Origin of the sequence: Sphingomonas sp. BE138 (assembly GCF_031456125.1) — a bacterium.
GTDB lineage: Bacteria > Pseudomonadota > Alphaproteobacteria > Sphingomonadales > Sphingomonadaceae > Sphingomonas.
Genome location: NZ_JAVDUC010000010.1, coordinates 57,917 through 73,598, shown reverse-complemented (window position 1 = coordinate 73,598; position 15,682 = coordinate 57,917). Strand labels below are relative to the sequence as shown.

Genomic DNA, 15,682 nt, shown 5'->3' with positions numbered 1-15,682 from the left:
CGTCAGGCGGCCAGCGCGGTCACGGGCGGGGTCGCGCGGCGCGCGAGTTCGTCGCCCCAGTGGAGAATCTCCATCGTGCCGTCGAAATGCTCGACCAGCGCGGTACAGCCCTCCACCCAGTCGCCGTCGTTATAATAGGCGATGCCGGCGATGTCGCGCATCTCGGCAGTGTGGATGTGGCCGCAGACCACTCCGTCGACCCCGCGGCTGCCCGCGGCCTCGGCGACGATCTCCTCGAAGCGCGAGATGAACGCGACCGCGTTCTTTACCTTTGCCTTCGCGTGCTTGCTGAGCGACCAGTACGGCATGCCGAACTTGCGGCGTACCGCGCTGACGGCACGGTTGAGCGTCATCAACGCGGTATAGGCGGCATCGCCGACATGCGCGAGCCAGCGGTGCGACAGCGTGATCGCGTCGAACTCGTCGCCGTGCAGCACCAGCAGGCGCCGGCCGTCGGCGGTCTCGTGCACCGCTTTGCGGCGAATCTTGATCCCGCCGAAATCCAGCCCGGCGAACTGACGAAACATCTCGTCATGGTTCCCCGGAATGTAGATCATCCGGGTACCGCGCCGCGCGCGCTTCATCAGCCGCCAGATCACGTCGTTGTGTGCAGCGGGCCAGTAGAAGCGCTTCTTGAGCTGCCACCCGTCGACGATGTCGCCGACCAGGTACATGGTGTCGCTGTCGACATGGTCGAGGAAGTCGATCAGCATGTCGGCGTTGCAGCCGCGCGTGCCGAGGTGCACGTCGCTGATCCAGATGGTGCGATAGCGGCGGCGGTCGCCGACCGGTTCCTCCGGTCGGTGCGGACGCGAACTCGCGAAATCGAACAGGTCGGTGACGTCGGCGAGTTGCTCGGCGCCGGGCGCTTTCGAGGTCAACAAGGGCGTGTCGGCGATCGGCGGCATAAGCGGCTCTCCCTCGCCGCGCTTATGCCGCCGTCATGTGACGCCCGCGTCTCGCCGTGGTGACGGCGCGATGGCCGAACGGTGACGCTTTCGCGTCAGCGCACCAGATGCGCGGCCGCGTCCGCCGCGAGCGCGATCACGCTCCAGCTGCCGACGATCAGCGCGGCCAGCACCGCGGCACGACGACGGGGCGAAAAATTGTACCGGGCGACCATTGCAGCGTCCTCACCTATGTTTGTTGTGACACCGCTATGACATCAGGCGATGGTCCCGAAAAGGCGGCAATGCTGACCTTCCCGCATCATTGTTTCGATCACCGAAACCGATTGCGTGATCGGACGCTCCACCCCCGTGTTGCCACGCGCGGTCGCCGTGCCTAGTCAGGCGCGATGACCGACACGCTCGCCCCTGTTTCGCCTGCCTCCGCCGTCCCGACCATCGGCGCGCAACGCCTGTCCGCGCGCATGGAGCGCGGCGCACGCTTCCTGGGCAGCGACGTGGCGATCATGGCCGGGGCGATGTCGTGGGTGTCGGAGCGGAATCTCGTCTCCGCGATGTCGAACGCCGGCGGGTTCGGGGTAATCGCATGCGGGGCGATGACGCCGGCGCTGCTCGATGCCGAGATTGCCGCGACCAAGGCGATGACCGAGCGGCCGTTCGGCGTGAACCTGATCACCATGCACCCCGATCTCACCGCGCTGATCGACGTGTGCGCGCGACATCGGGTCGGCCACGTCGTGCTGGCGGGCGGGCTGCCGCCGAAAGGCTCGCTGGAGGCCATCAAGGCGAGCGGCGCCAAGGCGATCTGCTTCGCGCCGACGCTGGCGTTGGCCAAGAAGCTGGTCCGCTCGGGCGTCGATGCGCTCGTAATCGAGGGCATGGAGGCCGGCGGCCATATCGGCCCGGTGTCGACCAGCGTGCTGGCGCAGGAAATGCTGCCCGAGTTGGCTGAGGTCGTACCGGTGTTCGTTGCCGGCGGGATCGGGCGCGGCGAGGCGATCGCGGGCTATCTCGACATGGGGGCGGCAGGCGTCCAGCTCGGCACCCGCTTCGTCTGCGCGACCGAAAGCATCGCGCACGCCAATTTCAAGAAGGCGTTCATTCGCGCCTCGGCACGCGATGCGGTGGCGAGCGTGCAGATCGACCCGCGGTTGCCGGTGATCCCGGTCCGCGCGCTGAAGAATGCCGGTGGCGAGCTGTTCACTGCCCGTCAACGCGAGGTCGCGCAATCGCTGGACGAGGGCAGCGTGGCGATGGCCGAAGCGCAGTTGCAGATCGAGCATTATTGGGCGGGCGCGCTGCGCCGCGCGGTGATCGACGGCGACGTCGAGCATGGTAGCGTGATGGCGGGCCAGTCGGTCGGCATGGTCACGAAGGAAGAGCCGATCGCCGACATCATCGCCACGCTGATGGAAGAAGCCGCGCAAGCGTTCGAGAAGCGAAGCCGCTAGGGCGGCCATGACGCGGGTCGCGACGGCCATGCCCTCGCGACCGCGCCTTCATCAGATCGCGCCCGAGAAGGTGTCGCAGACTCCTGGATTGCCGTTGCTCTCAATCCCGCGCCGCAGCCACGCCTGCCGCTGCGCCGAGGTACCGTGGGTGAAGCTGTCGGGCACGACGCGGCCCTGCGCTTGGCGTTGCAGCGTGTCGTCGCCGATCGCCTGCGCCGCGCGCATCCCTTCCTCGACGTCGCCCGGATCGAGCCGGTCGCGGTTCATCGCCGCCCACACGCCCGCGTAGCAGTCCGCCTGAAGCTCCAGCCGCACCGACAGCGCGTTACCCTCCGCCTCGCCGGCGCGGCGCTGTGCCTGCTGCACCTCGGACGACGTGCCGAGCAGGTTCTGGATATGATGACCGAATTCGTGCGCGATCACGTAATATTGCGCAAAGTCGCCGCCCGCCTTGTACTTGTTCGCCAGCTCGTCGAAGAAGCTGGTGTCGAGATAGATGCCGTTGTCGGTCGGACAGTAGAACGGTCCCATCGCCGACATGGCAGCGCCGCAGCCCGATTCGCCGCTGCCGGTGAAGAATTGCAGCTTGGGCGGGCTGAACCGCTGGTTCTCGCGCGCGAAGATCTTTTCCCAGGTGTTCTGCGCGTTGCTGAACGCGCGGCAGGTGTCGCGGCGCGCGGTCGAGACGTCGCACACCTGCTGCACCGTTTCGCGTGCGGGCGGCGCGCCGACCTGGGGAGCGCTACCGGCCCCGGTGCCGCCACCCAGCATGCTGCCGAGATTGCCCAGCCCACCGAACACCGCCAGCAGGAGCAGCACGACCACGATTCCGCCGCAACCGAAGCGGCTGCCGATCAACGGCAAAAGCCCGAGCAGAAATCCGCCGCCGCCCCCACCGCCCAGGCCGCCGCCGCCACGCGCCTCACCCACGTTGATATCGTTGTCGTAATCGTCGAGCCGCATGCCGAAAGCTCCCCCAAAAGAGCGGGTCGTTGCCGATACGGCATGAATGCGCGCGCCCGCATGCGGGTTGCAACGCCGCGCGCGCTCGCCGATGGAAGGGCAACCGAGGCATAGAGAGGGTGGCAATGTTCCTGAAGGGCAAGAGCGCGATCGTCACCGGATCGACCTCGGGCATCGGCCTGGCGGTGGCGAAAGCGCTGGCCGGGGCGGGCGCGCACGTCATGCTCAACGGGCTGGGCGACGCCGACGCGATCGAGGATGCGCGCGCATCGGTCGCCGCGCTGGGTGACGGCGAGGCACTGCACGACGCCGCCGACATGGCCGATCCGGCGGCGATCGCGGCGATGGTGGCGCGCGCGCATGCGACGTGGGGCGGCCCCGACATCGTCGTCAACAATGCCGGCATCCAATATGTCTGCGGGATCGCTGACTTCCCGCCCGAGAAATGGGACGCGATCCTCGCGATCAACCTGACCAGCGCCTTCCACATGATGCGCGCCGCGGTGCCGCACATGCGCGCGCGCGGCTGGGGGCGGATCGTCTCCACCGCCTCGGCGCACAGCCTGGTCGCCAGCCCCAACAAATCGGCCTATGTCGCCGCCAAGCACGGGCTGGTCGGGCTGACCAAGACCGTCGCGCTGGAAACCGCGCCGGATGGCATCACCGTCAATTGCATCTCGCCGGGCTATGTCTGGACGCCGCTGGTCGAGAAGCAGATCCCCGATACGATGACGGCGCGCGGATTGACGCGCGAACAGGTGATCGACGACGTGCTGCTGGCCGCGCAGCCGACCAAGGAGTTCGTCACGCCCGAACAGGTCGCTGCGCTGGCGCTGTTCCTGTGCCGTGACGAGGCGAAGGCGATCACGGGCGCGAACCTGTCGGTCGACGGTGGCTGGACGGCGGCGTGAGGCGCACCGCCGGCGCGTTGCTGCTGTGTCTGGCCGGTTGTGGTGCGCGGCCGGGAGTAGCGCCGGTCGCCTCACCGCCCCCGCCGCTCGCGGCGGAGCCGAGCGACTGGCGGCGTTCGGCGACGCCCGCGGATCGCGATCGGCTGCGGCGATGGCGCGACGCCTGGGTGACCGCGCTGGCGCAGGCACGCGACGCGGCGGGACCGGCGCTGATCACCCACGGCGCGCTGCTGTCGATCGATGCCGCCCTCCCCGGTCCTATCCCGCCGGTCGGCGCCTATCGCTGCCGCGCCTTCAAGCTGGGGCGCCAGGGGCCGGCCGGTGCGGGCTTCGCTGGCTATCCGTGGTTCGAATGCCGTGTCACGGCGGCGGCAGACGGGGAGGCGCAACTCGTCAAGCTGACCGGGTCGCAGCGACAGGTCGGCGTCATCTACCGCGCCGACGCAAACCGCGCGGTCTTCCTTGGAACGCTCATGCTCGGGGACGAGGCGCGCGCCTATGCGTACGGGATCGACCGGACGCGTGACGTCGCCGGGTGGGTCGAGCGCATCGGCGAGCGGCGCTGGCGGCTGGTGATGCCCTATCCGGCGTTTGAATCGACGCTGGACGTGCTGGAACTGGTCCCGGCGGAGTAGCTATCTGCGCTTGCCCGGACGGTCGGCCGGAGCGGCGACCGGCGCCTCGATCGGTACCGCGCCCGACAGCGGCGGCAGCGTCGGTAGGTATTCCTTACCCGTCTTGTCGATTATGGTCACCGCCTGCGGCTGCGCGCCGGCCACCGCGCGCAGATAGCCGGTCGGCTTCTTCATCAGCTTGGGAAAATCGACGATCGTCAACCCGGCGCGGCGCGCCGCCTCGCGCACGAAGGTCACGCAATTGCGCTTGTTGAGGTTGTACGTCGCGTCGCCGGTCTCCTCGTGCCACTCGCGCACCAATGAAAGAATCGCGCCATATTGCGCGTCGGTCAGCGTACGCGAGAAGCGGACGTGGCTACCGTTGATGTAGAAGGGTTTGGGACGCTCGACCCTACCGGCGACGTTGCCGAACAGGATCGCAGGGGTCAGCGACTTGGCGGTGAAGCCATAGGCCGCGTCGACCGGCGTGCCGCCGGCGTCGGGAGTGCCGCGCAGCATGAAGAAGGCGTGTGGGAAGGTGTTGCCGAAATCGCGGCTCCAAAAGGTGATCGTGACCGCCGCCTGCACCGGCCCCGCACCAACCGCGACCAGCAATAGCGCGGCGCGCAAGAGCCAGCGACGCACGACCGCGTCACGCACCGGCGAGCGTCAGCCGCTCAACTTGTTCGCGGCTCAGCCGCACCGTGAGCGCACCCATAAACTCGTCGAGCTGGCCGGTAGAGGTGGCGCTCGCGATCGGCGCAGTGACGCCCGGCTGTGCGATCAGCCATGCCAGCGCGATCTGCGGCAAGGTCGCGCCGATCTCGTCGGCCACCGCGTCCATTGCCTCCAGCACCGCGCGCCCCCTTCCCTCCAGCAACTCGCCCATCCGTGCGCCGCGCACGCTTTTGGACAGGTCGTCGCCGGAGCGATATTTGCCGGTCAGGAACCCCGAAGCCAATCCATAATAGGGGGTCACGCCGATATTCTCGGTGACGCAATAATCCTGCAGCTCCCCTTCGAACTTCTCGCGGCTGACGAGATTATATTCGGGTTGCAGGACCTGATAATGCGGAAGTCCGGCCGCGCGCGCAATCTCAATCGCGGACTTCAGCCGGGCGGCGTGGAAGTTGGACGCGCCCAGCACGCGCACCTTGCCGTCGCGCACCAGCCGCGCGAACGCCTCGGCGACCGCCTCCTGCGGTTGCGCGTCGTCATCCTGGTGCGCAAAATAAAGGTCGATGCGATCGGTGCCGAGCCGGCGCAGCGACGCCTCACATGCCGCAACGATCCGTGCCGGCGCCAGCTTCTCGCCGCCTTCGCCTGGCAGCATACCGACCTTCGTCGCGAGCAGCACGCGCTCACGGTGACCGCTCTGCTTCAGCCACTCGCCGATCAGCGTCTCCGATTCGCCGCCCTGGTGCCCGTCGACCCATGCCGAATAGACGTCGGCGGTGTCGATCAACGTGCCGCCGCCGGCGACGAAAGCGTCGAGCACTGCGAACGAAGCAGCGCGGTCGGCGGTCCAACCGAACACGTTGCCGCCGAGTACCAGCGGCGTGATCCGCAAGTCGGAAGCGCCCAGGCGCCGCAGGTCGGTCATGTCGGTCCTTCGCGGGAGGATGGCCGCCGCCGGGAATGGTGGCGGCCCGATCGGATCAATTGCGGTCGCGCAGTTCCTCGCCGGCGCGCACCATCGCGTTGCCGGTCGCATCCGCGGCACGATCGCCGGTGTTTTTCAGCGCGTCGCCAGTGCGGTCGAGGCTGTTCTCGGCCTTGTCGAGCGCACGATCCGTAGCGGCATCGACATCGTTGACGGCGTTGGCCGTGGTCGCCTGCGTATCGGCGGCGATCGCGTTGCCGGCCTCGGCGGTTTCGTTCTGCGCACGCTCGCTGCACGCGGCCAGACCCAAAGCGGTCGCAGCGATCAGCGTGGAAGTGAACAGACGCTTCATGGGAGTCTCCCTGTTTGTTACGCGGGCACAATAGCCGCAGCGGCAAGGCGAACGAAACACGCGGGCAAAAGGTTCATCGCCGTCCTGCGTTGACCCATATAAAGATATCTTTATATGTGGTCGCCATGAAACTCGCCCTCGACATCTTTCGCGCGCTTGCCGACGGTTCGCGGCTGCGGATCGTCGCGCTGCTCGGCGCGATGGAATTGTCGGTCGGCGAACTGGCGCAGGTGCTGGGGCAAAGCCAACCGCGCGTATCGCGCCACGTCAAGATCCTGTGCGACGCCGGGCTGGCGGAACGCCGCAAGGAAGGCAGTTGGGTGTTCGTGGCGTTGGGCGAGCGGGCGCGCGTCGCGCCGGTGCTGGCGGCGCTGGAAGCCTATGGGGTCGCCGCCGATGTCGAGGCCGATGTCGCGCGGCTGGCGGCGGTGCGCGCCGACCGGGCGGCGGCGGCGGCGGCGTGGTTCGAGGCGCACGCGGGCGAATGGGACGCGATCCGCTCGCTCCACGTCGCCGAGGAGCAGGTCGAGGCGGCGATGCGAGCGCTATTGGGCGAGCGGTCGCTCGGGCGGTTGATCGACATCGGCACCGGCACCGGGCGGATGATCGAGCTATTCGCGCCGGCGGCCAGTCATGTGCTGGGGATCGACAAGAGCAGCGAGATGCTGCGGCTCGCGCGCGCACGCGTCGGGGAACAGGCCGAGCTTCGCCAGGCGGATCTCTATGCGCTGCCGGTCGCGGACGGGGGCGTCGATGTCGCGATCCTGCACAACGTCCTCCACTTCGCGCAGCAGCCCGGTGCCGCGATCGGCGAGGCGGCGCGCGTCCTGGATGCGCACGGGCGCCTGTTGATCGCTGATTTTGCCAGCCACGATCGCGAGGAGTTGCGCGCGCGGGACGCGCACACGCGCCTCGGGTTCGCGGATGCGCAGATCGCGGGCTGGTTCGCGACTGCGGGGCTGGCGCTCGAACGGGTCGAGACGCTGGAGGGCGGCGAACTGACGGTCAAATTGTGGCTCGGGCGCAAGCAAGGCGCACCGGTGCGGGAGGTAAAGGCGGCATGACGTTCTCGGTCAATCAGCTCGAAGAGGCGCGGCGCGCGCTGGAGGCGCCGCTCTATGCCGATGTCGGGGGCGACGTGGAGGTGAGCTTCGAATTCTCGCCGCCGAAGACCGACAAGGCCGAAGAGAATCTGTGGCAGTCGATCGAGACGCTCTGCCCGCTCAACCCGCGCTTCCTGTCGGTGACGTACGGCGCGGGCGGGTCGACGCGCGACCGCACCCATGCGACGGTGGCGCGTATCGCCCGCGAGACGCAGGTGCCGGCCGCCGCGCACCTGACCTGCGTGGAGGCGACGCGTGCGGAGATCGACGCGGTCGCGCAGGAATATTGGGCGGCGGGCGTACGGCACATCGTCGCGCTGCGAGGCGATCCGCCGGCGGGCGCGGCCGATTACGCTCCTCACCCCGGCGGCTATGAGAATGCCGCCGCGCTGGTCGAAGGGCTGCGACGGCTGCATCCGTTCGAGATTTCGGTCGCCGCCTATCCCGAGATGCACCCGAATTCGGCCGATCTCGCCGCCGATCTCGACAACCTGAAGCGCAAGCTGGACGCGGGCGCCAACCGCGCGATCACGCAATTCTTCTTCGAGCCCGAGACGTTCTTCCGCTACCGCGATGCCGCCGCCGCGGCGGGGATCTCCGCGGAGATCGTGCCCGGCATCATGCCGATCGGCAGCTTCGCGGGCGTGCTGCGCATGGCGGCGATGTGCAACACCGACGTGCCCGGCTGGCTGACGCGGCTGTTCGAGGGGCTGGACGACCACCCCGCCGCACGGCAGCTGGTCGCCGCGACGGTCGCGGCCGAACTGTGCCGCAAGCTTTATGCCGGCGGGGTCAAGCAGCTGCACTTCTACACGATGAACAAGGCGGAGCTGAGCTTCGCCATCTGTCACCTGCTGGGCGTACGCACGCGCCCGGCGCAGGAAAGGGCGGCGGCATGAACATTCGCGACACCTTCAACGCCGAGGCGGCCAAGCGCATCCTGATCACCGACGGCGCGTTCGGGACCGAGATCCAGAACTGGAAGCTGTCGGAGGCGGATTACGCCGGTCCGCTGACGCTGGGCCACGATCAGAAGGGCAATAACGACATCCTGGCGCTGACCAAGCCCGAGGTGCCCGAGGCGATCCACCGCGCCTATTTCGAGGCCGGGGCAGACATTGCCGAGACCAATACCTTTTCGGCCAACCGCATCAGCCAGGCCGATTACGGCGCCGAGGGGCTGGTGCGCGAGATCAACGTCGAGAGCGCAAAGCTGGCGCGGCGGATCGCCGACGAATTCCAGGCGAAGGATGGCCGCCCGCGCTTCGTGGCGGGCGCGATCGGGCCGACCAACAAGACGCTGTCGCTGTCGCCGGACGTCAACGATCCCGGCTATCGCGAGATCGACTTCGATTATCTGAAGGACGTATACCGCGAGCAGATCGACGCCTTGGTCGAGGGCGGCGCGGACTTCGTGCTGATCGAGACCGTGTTCGACACGCTGAACGCCAAGGCCGGGATCATGGCGGCGATTGAGGCTGGCGAAGCGCTGGGGCGCGACCTGCCGATCATGCTGTCGATGACCTTGACGGACCTGTCGGGGCGTAACCTGTCGGGGCACACCGTCGAGGCGTTCTGGCATGCGGTGCGCCACGCTAAACCGCTGACGATCGGGCTGAACTGCTCGTTCGGGGCGGAACAGCTGCGGCCCCACGTCAAGACGCTGAGCGAACTCTGCGACACGCTCATCATGGTCTATCCCAATGCGGGACTCCCCAACGAGCTGGGTGCGTATGACGAGGCGCCCGAGACGACCGCCGGGCTGGTCGGCGAATGGGCGTTCGCGGGCCAGGTCAACGTGCTGGGCGGCTGCTGCGGCTCGACGCCCGCGCATATCAAGGCGATCGCCGACCACGTCCGTGGCATGGCCCCGCGCACGGTCGCGGTGCCGGAGGTGCGAACCCGGCTGGCGGGCCTCGAGCCGTTCACGATGGCGGAGTAGCGCGCACGTAGCCCCCTTCCCTGCGGGGAGAGGGTTGGGTGAGGCGCCGCCCCGGACGCTACCCGCAGTGAGACACAGCCTCTCCCAAACCCTCTCCCCGGAGGGGAGAGAGCTAAAAAGAAGAAAATGATGACCACCACCTCCACCCAGTTCGTCAACATCGGCGAGCGCACGAACGTCACCGGCTCCGCGGCGTTCAAGAAGATGATCCTCGCCGGCGACTATAACCGCGCGATCGAGGTCGCTCGGCAGCAGGTGGAGAATGGCGCGCAGGTCGTCGACGTCAACATGGACGAGGGGCTGCTCGACGCGCACCAGGCCATGACGACCTTCCTGAAACTGATCGCCGCCGAGCCCGACATCGCGCGCGTGCCGATCATGATCGACTCCTCGAAGTGGGACGTGATCGAGGCGGGGCTGAAGTGCGTCAGCGGCAAGCCGATCGTCAATTCGATCAGTATGAAGGAAGGCGAGGAGCAGTTCCTTGCCCATGCGCGCAAGTGCATGAATTACGGCGCGGCGGTGGTCGTCATGGCCTTCGACGAGGTCGGGCAGGCCGATACGCAGGCGCGCAAGGTCGAGATCTGCGAGCGCGCCTACACGCTGCTGACCGGAATCGGCTTTCCGCCAGAGGACATCATCTTCGATCCCAACGTCTTTGCAGTCGCGACCGGGATCGAGGAGCATAACAACTACGGCGTCGATTTCATCGAGGCATGCCGCGAGATCAAGGCGCGTTGCCCGCACGTCCATATTTCGGGCGGCTTGTCGAACCTGTCGTTCAGCTTTCGCGGCAACGAGCCGGTGCGCCGCGCGATGCACTCGGTATTCCTCTATTACGCGATCCCGGCCGGCATGGACATGGCGATCGTCAACGCCGGGCAGCTCGACGTCTACGACCAGATCGACCCGGAACTGCGGCAGGCGTGTGAGGACGTCATCCTCAACCGTGATCCCGAGGCCGGCGACCGGCTGGTCGCGCTCGCCGAGCGCTTCCGCGGCACCGATGCGGTCGCCGAGAAGGCGGCGCAGGAATGGCGCGGCTGGGAGGTGACCAAGCGGCTCGAGCATGCGCTGGTCAAGGGCATCGACGCGCATGTCGTCGAGGACACCGAGGAATGCCGCCAGATGTATGCGCGCCCGATCGAGGTGATCGAGGGGCCGCTGATGGACGGGATGAACGTCGTCGGCGACCTGTTCGGAAGCGGCAAGATGTTCCTGCCGCAGGTGGTGAAGTCGGCGCGCGTCATGAAGAAGGCCGTCGCGCACCTGATGCCGTTCATCGAGGCCGCCAAGGAGCCGGGCGCCAAGGGCAAGGGCAAGGTCGTGATGGCGACCGTCAAGGGCGACGTCCACGATATCGGCAAGAACATCGTCGGCGTCGTGCTCCAGTGCAACGGCTTCGAGGTGATCGACCTGGGCGTGATGGTGCCGTGGTCGAAAATCCTGGAAGCGGCGAACGAGAATGACGCCGACATGATCGGGCTGTCGGGGCTCATCACGCCCTCGCTCGACGAGATGGTGACCGTCGCAGAAGAGATGCAGCGCGCGCAAATGCACATGCCGCTGCTGATCGGGGGGGCGACGACCTCCAAGGTCCATACCGCGCTGCGCATCGCGCCGGCCTATACCGGGCCGGTCGTCCACGTCCTCGACGCCAGCCGCGCGGTCGGTGTCGCAACGACGCTCGTCTCCGACACGATCCGCGACGATTATGTCGCCGGGGTCGCCGCCGATTACCAGGCGGTCCGCGATGCGCGGGAGGGCAAGGGGCAGAACAACCTGCTGCCGCTGGAAGAAGCGCGCAAGCGCGGCTTCGCGGCCGATATGTCGCTGAAGGCGCCGCCGGTGAAGCAGCCGGGCGTGCACGTGTTCGACGACTGGGACCTGGCCGACCTGCGCGACTATATCGACTGGACGCCGTTCTTCCGCGCCTGGGAGTTGGCGGGCAATTACCCCGCCATCCTGACCGATGAGGTCGTCGGCGAGAGCGCGTCGTCGCTGTATGCCGATGCGCAAGCGATGCTCGACCGTATCGTGTCGGAAAAGTGGCTGACGGCGCGCGGCGTGGCCGGGTTGTGGCCGTGCCACCGCCACGACGACGACGTGTGGGTGCACGATCGCCACATCGCCGATCATCGCTCGCCCGATGGCGGCAGCGTACCCGAGGGCTTCAACATTCCCGACCTCGACCGGCGCAACGAGCATTCGACGCGGCTGCCGTTCCTGCGGCAGCAGATCGCCAAGCGCGAAGGGCGCGCGAACATGTGCCTGGCGGACTTCATCGACCCGGCGGGCGACTGGATCGGCGGCTTCGCGGTCGGCATCCACGGCATCGACGCGCATCTGGCGCGGTACAAGGCCGACAATGACGACTACAACGACATCCTGCTGAAGGCGCTGGCGGACCGTCTGGCGGAGGCGTTCGCGGAGGCGCTGCACGCGCACGTCCGACGCGAATTGTGGGGCTATGCCCCCGACGAGCAGTTGACCAACGAGGCGCTGATCCGCGAGCAATACCGCGGCATTCGTCCAGCGCCGGGCTATCCGGCGTGTCCGGAACATTCGCTGAAGGTGCGGCTCTTCGAGATGCTGGCGGCGGAGGAGAACGTCGGCCTGGAGCTGACGGAGAGCTTCGCGATGCTACCGACGGCGGCGGTCAGTGGCTTCTATTTCGGGCACGCGCAGGCCGAATATTTCGGCGTGGCGCGGATCGGCGAGGACCAACTGGTGGATTACGCGCAGCGGCTGGGCGTCGACAAGGAACGCGCGACGCGGTTGTTGCGGCCGAACCTGGATTGAACATCGTCGCCCCTGCCTCCACAGGGGCGACGCGCTTACCCCAAAGCGGCGGCGACGATCGCGCGGGTGCCGGTGTGGGTGCGGTCGTATTCGACGATCGAGTCGAGGCTCTGCGCCATCGCACGGATCAGGCGAGTGCCGACGCCGGTGCCCCTGGGCGGGGCATCGCTCAGCCCGATCCCGTCATCCTCGACGGTCAGCCGGAAGCGTTCGTCGCCGTCCTTCGCCAATTGCACGCGCACCTCGCCTGCGCCGCTCGGATACGCATATTTGCAGGCGTTGCTGACTAGCTCGGTGACGATCACCCCCAGCGACACCGCACGATCGGTCGGCAGCCGCAGCGGCTCTGCGGTCAGCACCAGTGCGCGCGGGCAATCCTCCGTCGACCACGTCTGCGTCAGTTCGTCGATCAGCTGCGTCAGATAGTCGAGCATATCGACGCTCTCGACGTCGTCGCCGGTGTACAGCCGCCGGTGGACCTGCGCGATCGCGCTGATCCGCGCCTGCGTGTCCTCCAGCGCGGCGCGAGCGGCCGGGTCGGTCAGTGCGCTCGACTGCATCCGGACCATCGCCGAGACGAGTTGCAGCGAGTTGGCGACGCGGTGGTTCACCTCGGCCAGCAAGGCCTCCAGCCGTGCGTTGCTGGCGCGCAGCTCGTCCTCGGCCCGCGCCTTGGCCCGTGCAAGCTGCGCGCGTTCGATCACCTGCCGGAACGTCGCGTCGAGCAGGTCGAAGAAGTCGTCGGCCGCGGTCTTGACGATATAGTCCGCCGCGCCGCCGCGCAGCGCCGCCAGCGCGATCTGCGTCTCCTCCGATCCGCTGACATAGACCATCGGCGGGGCGTCCGGCAGCGCCGCCAGCCGCGCCATCGTCTCCAGCCCGTCGATGCCTGGCATGTAATGGTCGACCGCGACCACGTCGAACGGTTCGGCCGCCGCCGCGGCGACCCCCGCCTCACCGCCGTCGGCGACGGTCACGCGATAGCCGCGCCGCTCCAGCGCGCGCGTCACCAGCCGCCGGATGCCCGCGTCATCGTCGATATAGAGGATGCGGGGCGCGTCCATCGTCAGTGCGCGTCGCCCAGATCGGGGACTTGGATCACCGACAGGAACAGCCCCAGCTGGCGGATCGCCTGCGCGAAGCTTTCATAGTTCACCGGCTTGGTGATGTAGACGTTGGCGCCCAGGTCGTAGCAGCGCTGGATTTCCCGGCTGTCGTCGGTGGTGGTCAGGACGACGACCGGCGTGCGCTTGACCGGGCCGTCGCTGGTCTTGATCTTCGCCAGGATATCGGTCCCGCTCATGTCGGGCAGGTTGAGGTCAAGCAACACCAGCGCCGGGCCGTTCAGCTGCGGGCCGGTCTCGTCGGTGAAGATATAGTCGAGCGCGCTGGTGCCGTCGGTGAAGTGGCGGATCGGGTTCATGATCCCGGCGCGGCGGATGTTCTTCTCGATCAGGCGCGCATGGCCCTCGTCATCCTCGATCATCACAATGTTCACGGATTGCGGGGCGTTCATGCGGCGGTTTCCTGTTTGGCGAGGACGAGCGGGAGCGCGAGCGTGAAGGCCGCGCCCTCGCCGAGAGTGGAGGCGACGTCGATCGTGCCGCCGAGCCGGAAGACGAGCGCACGGACGGTGGCGAGGCCGATCCCCTCGCCCGGCCGGTCCTGCGCGCCCGAGCGGCGAAAGAGGTCGAAGACGCGCTGGTGATCGCGCGGATCGATGCCGCGGCCATTGTCGCGCACGACCAACAGCACGCGGTCGCGCTCGCGCCGCCCGCTGACCGTGATGCGCCCGGGTACGCCGGGGCGCAGATATTTGACCGCATTCTCGATCAGGTTCGACAGGATCTGGTCTAGCGCCAGCCGATCGCTGACCACCACCGGTAACCGATCCTCGACCGTGAGTGTCGTGTCGGTTTCCGCCAGCCGATGCGACAGCGTCTCGCCGATCTGCCCGACGAGCGCGGCGACGTCGATCTTTTCGGGCGACAGCGCACGCCGCCCTTGGCGGGACAGTTGCAGGATCGCGTTGATGAGGCGGTCCATCTTCTGCGTCGAGGTACGAATGAAGCCGATCGCCTCGGGCAGGTCCTCGGTCGCGGCCAGTCGCGCCTCTTCGCTCGCCACCATCGGCGCCTCGGCATCGACGCGCTCTACCAGCCCGCGAAGCGCCGCGGCGGCGGTCTCGAGTTCGGCGGTGAAGCCCATCACGTTGACCAAGGGCGAACGCAGGTCATGGCTGACGATATAGGCGAAGCGCTGGATCTCCTCATTAGCCCTTGTCAGGTCCTGCGTTCGCGCGGCGACCATATCCTCCAGCCCGGCGTTCAACTCGCGCAGCGCCTCGTCGGACCGCGACAGGTCGCGCGTGTAGGACATGATCGTCAGCGTCGAGATGACCGCCACCACCGCCAGCACCACCCCACCCAGCAGGATGGTCGCGTAGAACGCACGCTCGCTGGCGCGCAGCTCGGCGTCGCGGCGCGTCATCAGCCGGCGTTCGACCGCCGCCATCCGGTCGAGCAGGTTGCGGATCGTGCGAATGTCGCGGAGTTCCGCATCGTCGCCGAACGCGGCGATCGCCGCGGCACGATCGCCGCGTTCGAGCAGCGCGATCGTGTTTGCGCGCCGCGCCGACAGGCTGGCGAGCTGCACGTGCAGCCCGTCGTTGAACCGGCGCTGGACCGGATTGTCGCGCGTCAGCTGCTGGAGCGTCCGCAGTGCCACGGGGGTCTCCCGCTCGGCGCGACGATAGCTGTCGAGCCTCACCGTCCGCGACGGCACCAGCATATAGCCCCGGCGCGCGGCTTCCGCCTCCTCGATCAGGCGGCGGACATTCAGCACCGCATTCTCGACACGGTATGTGTGTTCGACCAGCCGCGTGTGCACTTCGTTGCGCTGCATGACCCGCACCGCGGCATAGCCGACCAGCAGCAACGCAAAGAAGCCGAGCGCCATCAGCGCGGTCATGCGACGCGCGAGCGCGCGGTTGGTCGGCGAGGCGGCGGGCGGGTCGGCCATTACGCAGCCGTT

Annotated in this window: 15 protein-coding genes; 7 read left to right on the top strand and 8 right to left on the bottom strand. The window is 67.8% G+C overall.

The features are described 5' to 3' along the window. Positions 1–2 precede the first annotated feature (2 nt). A complete protein-coding gene (locus J2Y58_RS13475) occupies positions 3–908 on the bottom strand; it encodes a UDP-2,3-diacylglucosamine diphosphatase (protein ID WP_310103910.1) in 906 nt (301 codons plus the stop codon). A 464-nt stretch (positions 909–1,372) separates the two neighbouring features. Here J2Y58_RS13475 and J2Y58_RS13470 point away from each other — a divergent pair, with 464 nt between their 5' ends. After that, positions 1,373–2,359: a nitronate monooxygenase gene (locus tag J2Y58_RS13470; protein ID WP_310104038.1), complete on the top strand. Its 987-nt coding sequence runs from the start codon at positions 1,373–1,375 to the stop codon at positions 2,357–2,359. 51 nt (positions 2,360–2,410) lie between these two features. Here J2Y58_RS13470 and J2Y58_RS13465 read toward each other — a convergent pair whose 3' ends face one another. Beyond that, on the bottom strand, positions 2,411–3,322 hold the full coding sequence (locus J2Y58_RS13465) for a neutral zinc metallopeptidase (RefSeq protein ID WP_310103908.1): 912 nt from the start codon (positions 3,320–3,322) through the stop codon (positions 2,411–2,413). A 125-nt stretch (positions 3,323–3,447) separates the two neighbouring features. Here J2Y58_RS13465 and J2Y58_RS13460 point away from each other — a divergent pair, with 125 nt between their 5' ends. Both J2Y58_RS13460 and J2Y58_RS13455 read left to right on the top strand, forming a co-directional pair. Further along, positions 3,448–4,233 (top strand): 3-hydroxybutyrate dehydrogenase, encoded by a 786-nt coding sequence (locus tag J2Y58_RS13460; RefSeq protein WP_310103907.1) that lies wholly within the window; start codon positions 3,448–3,450, stop codon positions 4,231–4,233. After that, positions 4,230–4,868 carry a DUF4893 domain-containing protein gene (locus tag J2Y58_RS13455; protein ID WP_310103905.1) on the top strand — a complete coding sequence of 213 codons (639 nt, stop codon included), beginning with the start codon at positions 4,230–4,232 and terminating at the stop codon, positions 4,866–4,868. The genes J2Y58_RS13460 and J2Y58_RS13455 overlap by 4 nt, the downstream gene beginning before the upstream one ends. Here J2Y58_RS13455 and J2Y58_RS13450 read toward each other — a convergent pair whose 3' ends face one another. Genes J2Y58_RS13450 through J2Y58_RS13440 form a run of 3 tightly spaced genes read right to left on the bottom strand, consistent with a single transcriptional unit; the run spans position 4,869 to position 6,802 of the window. Then, a complete protein-coding gene (locus tag J2Y58_RS13450; RefSeq protein ID WP_310103903.1) occupies positions 4,869–5,492 on the bottom strand; it encodes a hypothetical protein in 624 nt (207 codons plus the stop codon). It lies immediately after the preceding gene. A gap of 7 nt (positions 5,493–5,499) precedes the next feature. Continuing rightward, on the bottom strand, positions 5,500–6,450 hold the full coding sequence (locus tag J2Y58_RS13445; protein WP_310103901.1) for an aldo/keto reductase: 951 nt from the start codon (positions 6,448–6,450) through the stop codon (positions 5,500–5,502). Positions 6,451–6,505: 55 nt separating this feature from the next. Further along, positions 6,506–6,802 carry a hypothetical protein gene (locus tag J2Y58_RS13440; RefSeq protein ID WP_310103899.1) on the bottom strand — a complete coding sequence of 99 codons (297 nt, stop codon included), beginning with the start codon at positions 6,800–6,802 and terminating at the stop codon, positions 6,506–6,508. A gap of 125 nt (positions 6,803–6,927) precedes the next feature. On the opposite strand from J2Y58_RS13440, the gene J2Y58_RS13435 reads away from it, so the two are divergent. The 4 genes from J2Y58_RS13435 to metH all read left to right on the top strand — a co-directional run bounded on the left by J2Y58_RS13435 (position 6,928) and on the right by metH (position 12,649). Next, positions 6,928–7,866 (top strand): metalloregulator ArsR/SmtB family transcription factor, encoded by a 939-nt coding sequence (locus J2Y58_RS13435; protein WP_310103897.1) that lies wholly within the window; start codon positions 6,928–6,930, stop codon positions 7,864–7,866. Then, on the top strand, positions 7,863–8,804 hold the full coding sequence (gene metF, locus J2Y58_RS13430; protein WP_310103895.1) for a methylenetetrahydrofolate reductase [NAD(P)H]: 942 nt from the start codon (positions 7,863–7,865) through the stop codon (positions 8,802–8,804). Before J2Y58_RS13435 ends, metF begins: the two co-directional genes overlap by 4 nt. Beyond that, entirely contained in the window at positions 8,801–9,847 is a 1,047-nt protein-coding gene (locus tag J2Y58_RS13425) for a homocysteine S-methyltransferase family protein (RefSeq protein ID WP_310103893.1), read from the top strand. Before metF ends, J2Y58_RS13425 begins: the two co-directional genes overlap by 4 nt. A gap of 129 nt (positions 9,848–9,976) precedes the next feature. Beyond that, positions 9,977–12,649 (top strand): methionine synthase, encoded by a 2,673-nt coding sequence (metH, locus tag J2Y58_RS13420; RefSeq protein WP_310103891.1) that lies wholly within the window; start codon positions 9,977–9,979, stop codon positions 12,647–12,649. A gap of 35 nt (positions 12,650–12,684) precedes the next feature. Here the strand turns inward: metH and J2Y58_RS13415 are convergent, their stop codons facing one another. Genes J2Y58_RS13415 through J2Y58_RS13405 form a run of 3 tightly spaced genes read right to left on the bottom strand, consistent with a single transcriptional unit; the run spans position 12,685 to position 15,670 of the window. Next, positions 12,685–13,713 (bottom strand): histidine kinase dimerization/phosphoacceptor domain -containing protein, encoded by a 1,029-nt coding sequence (locus tag J2Y58_RS13415; RefSeq protein ID WP_310103889.1) that lies wholly within the window; start codon positions 13,711–13,713, stop codon positions 12,685–12,687. A gap of 2 nt (positions 13,714–13,715) precedes the next feature. Continuing rightward, on the bottom strand, positions 13,716–14,165 hold the full coding sequence (locus tag J2Y58_RS13410; RefSeq protein ID WP_310103887.1) for a response regulator: 450 nt from the start codon (positions 14,163–14,165) through the stop codon (positions 13,716–13,718). Further along, the gene (locus tag J2Y58_RS13405) at positions 14,162–15,670 is read right to left on the bottom strand and encodes an ATP-binding protein (RefSeq protein ID WP_310103885.1); all 1,509 of its coding nucleotides are present in this window, start codon (positions 15,668–15,670) and stop codon (positions 14,162–14,164) included. The genes J2Y58_RS13410 and J2Y58_RS13405 overlap by 4 nt, the downstream gene beginning before the upstream one ends. Between the last annotated feature and the right edge of the window lie 12 nt (positions 15,671–15,682).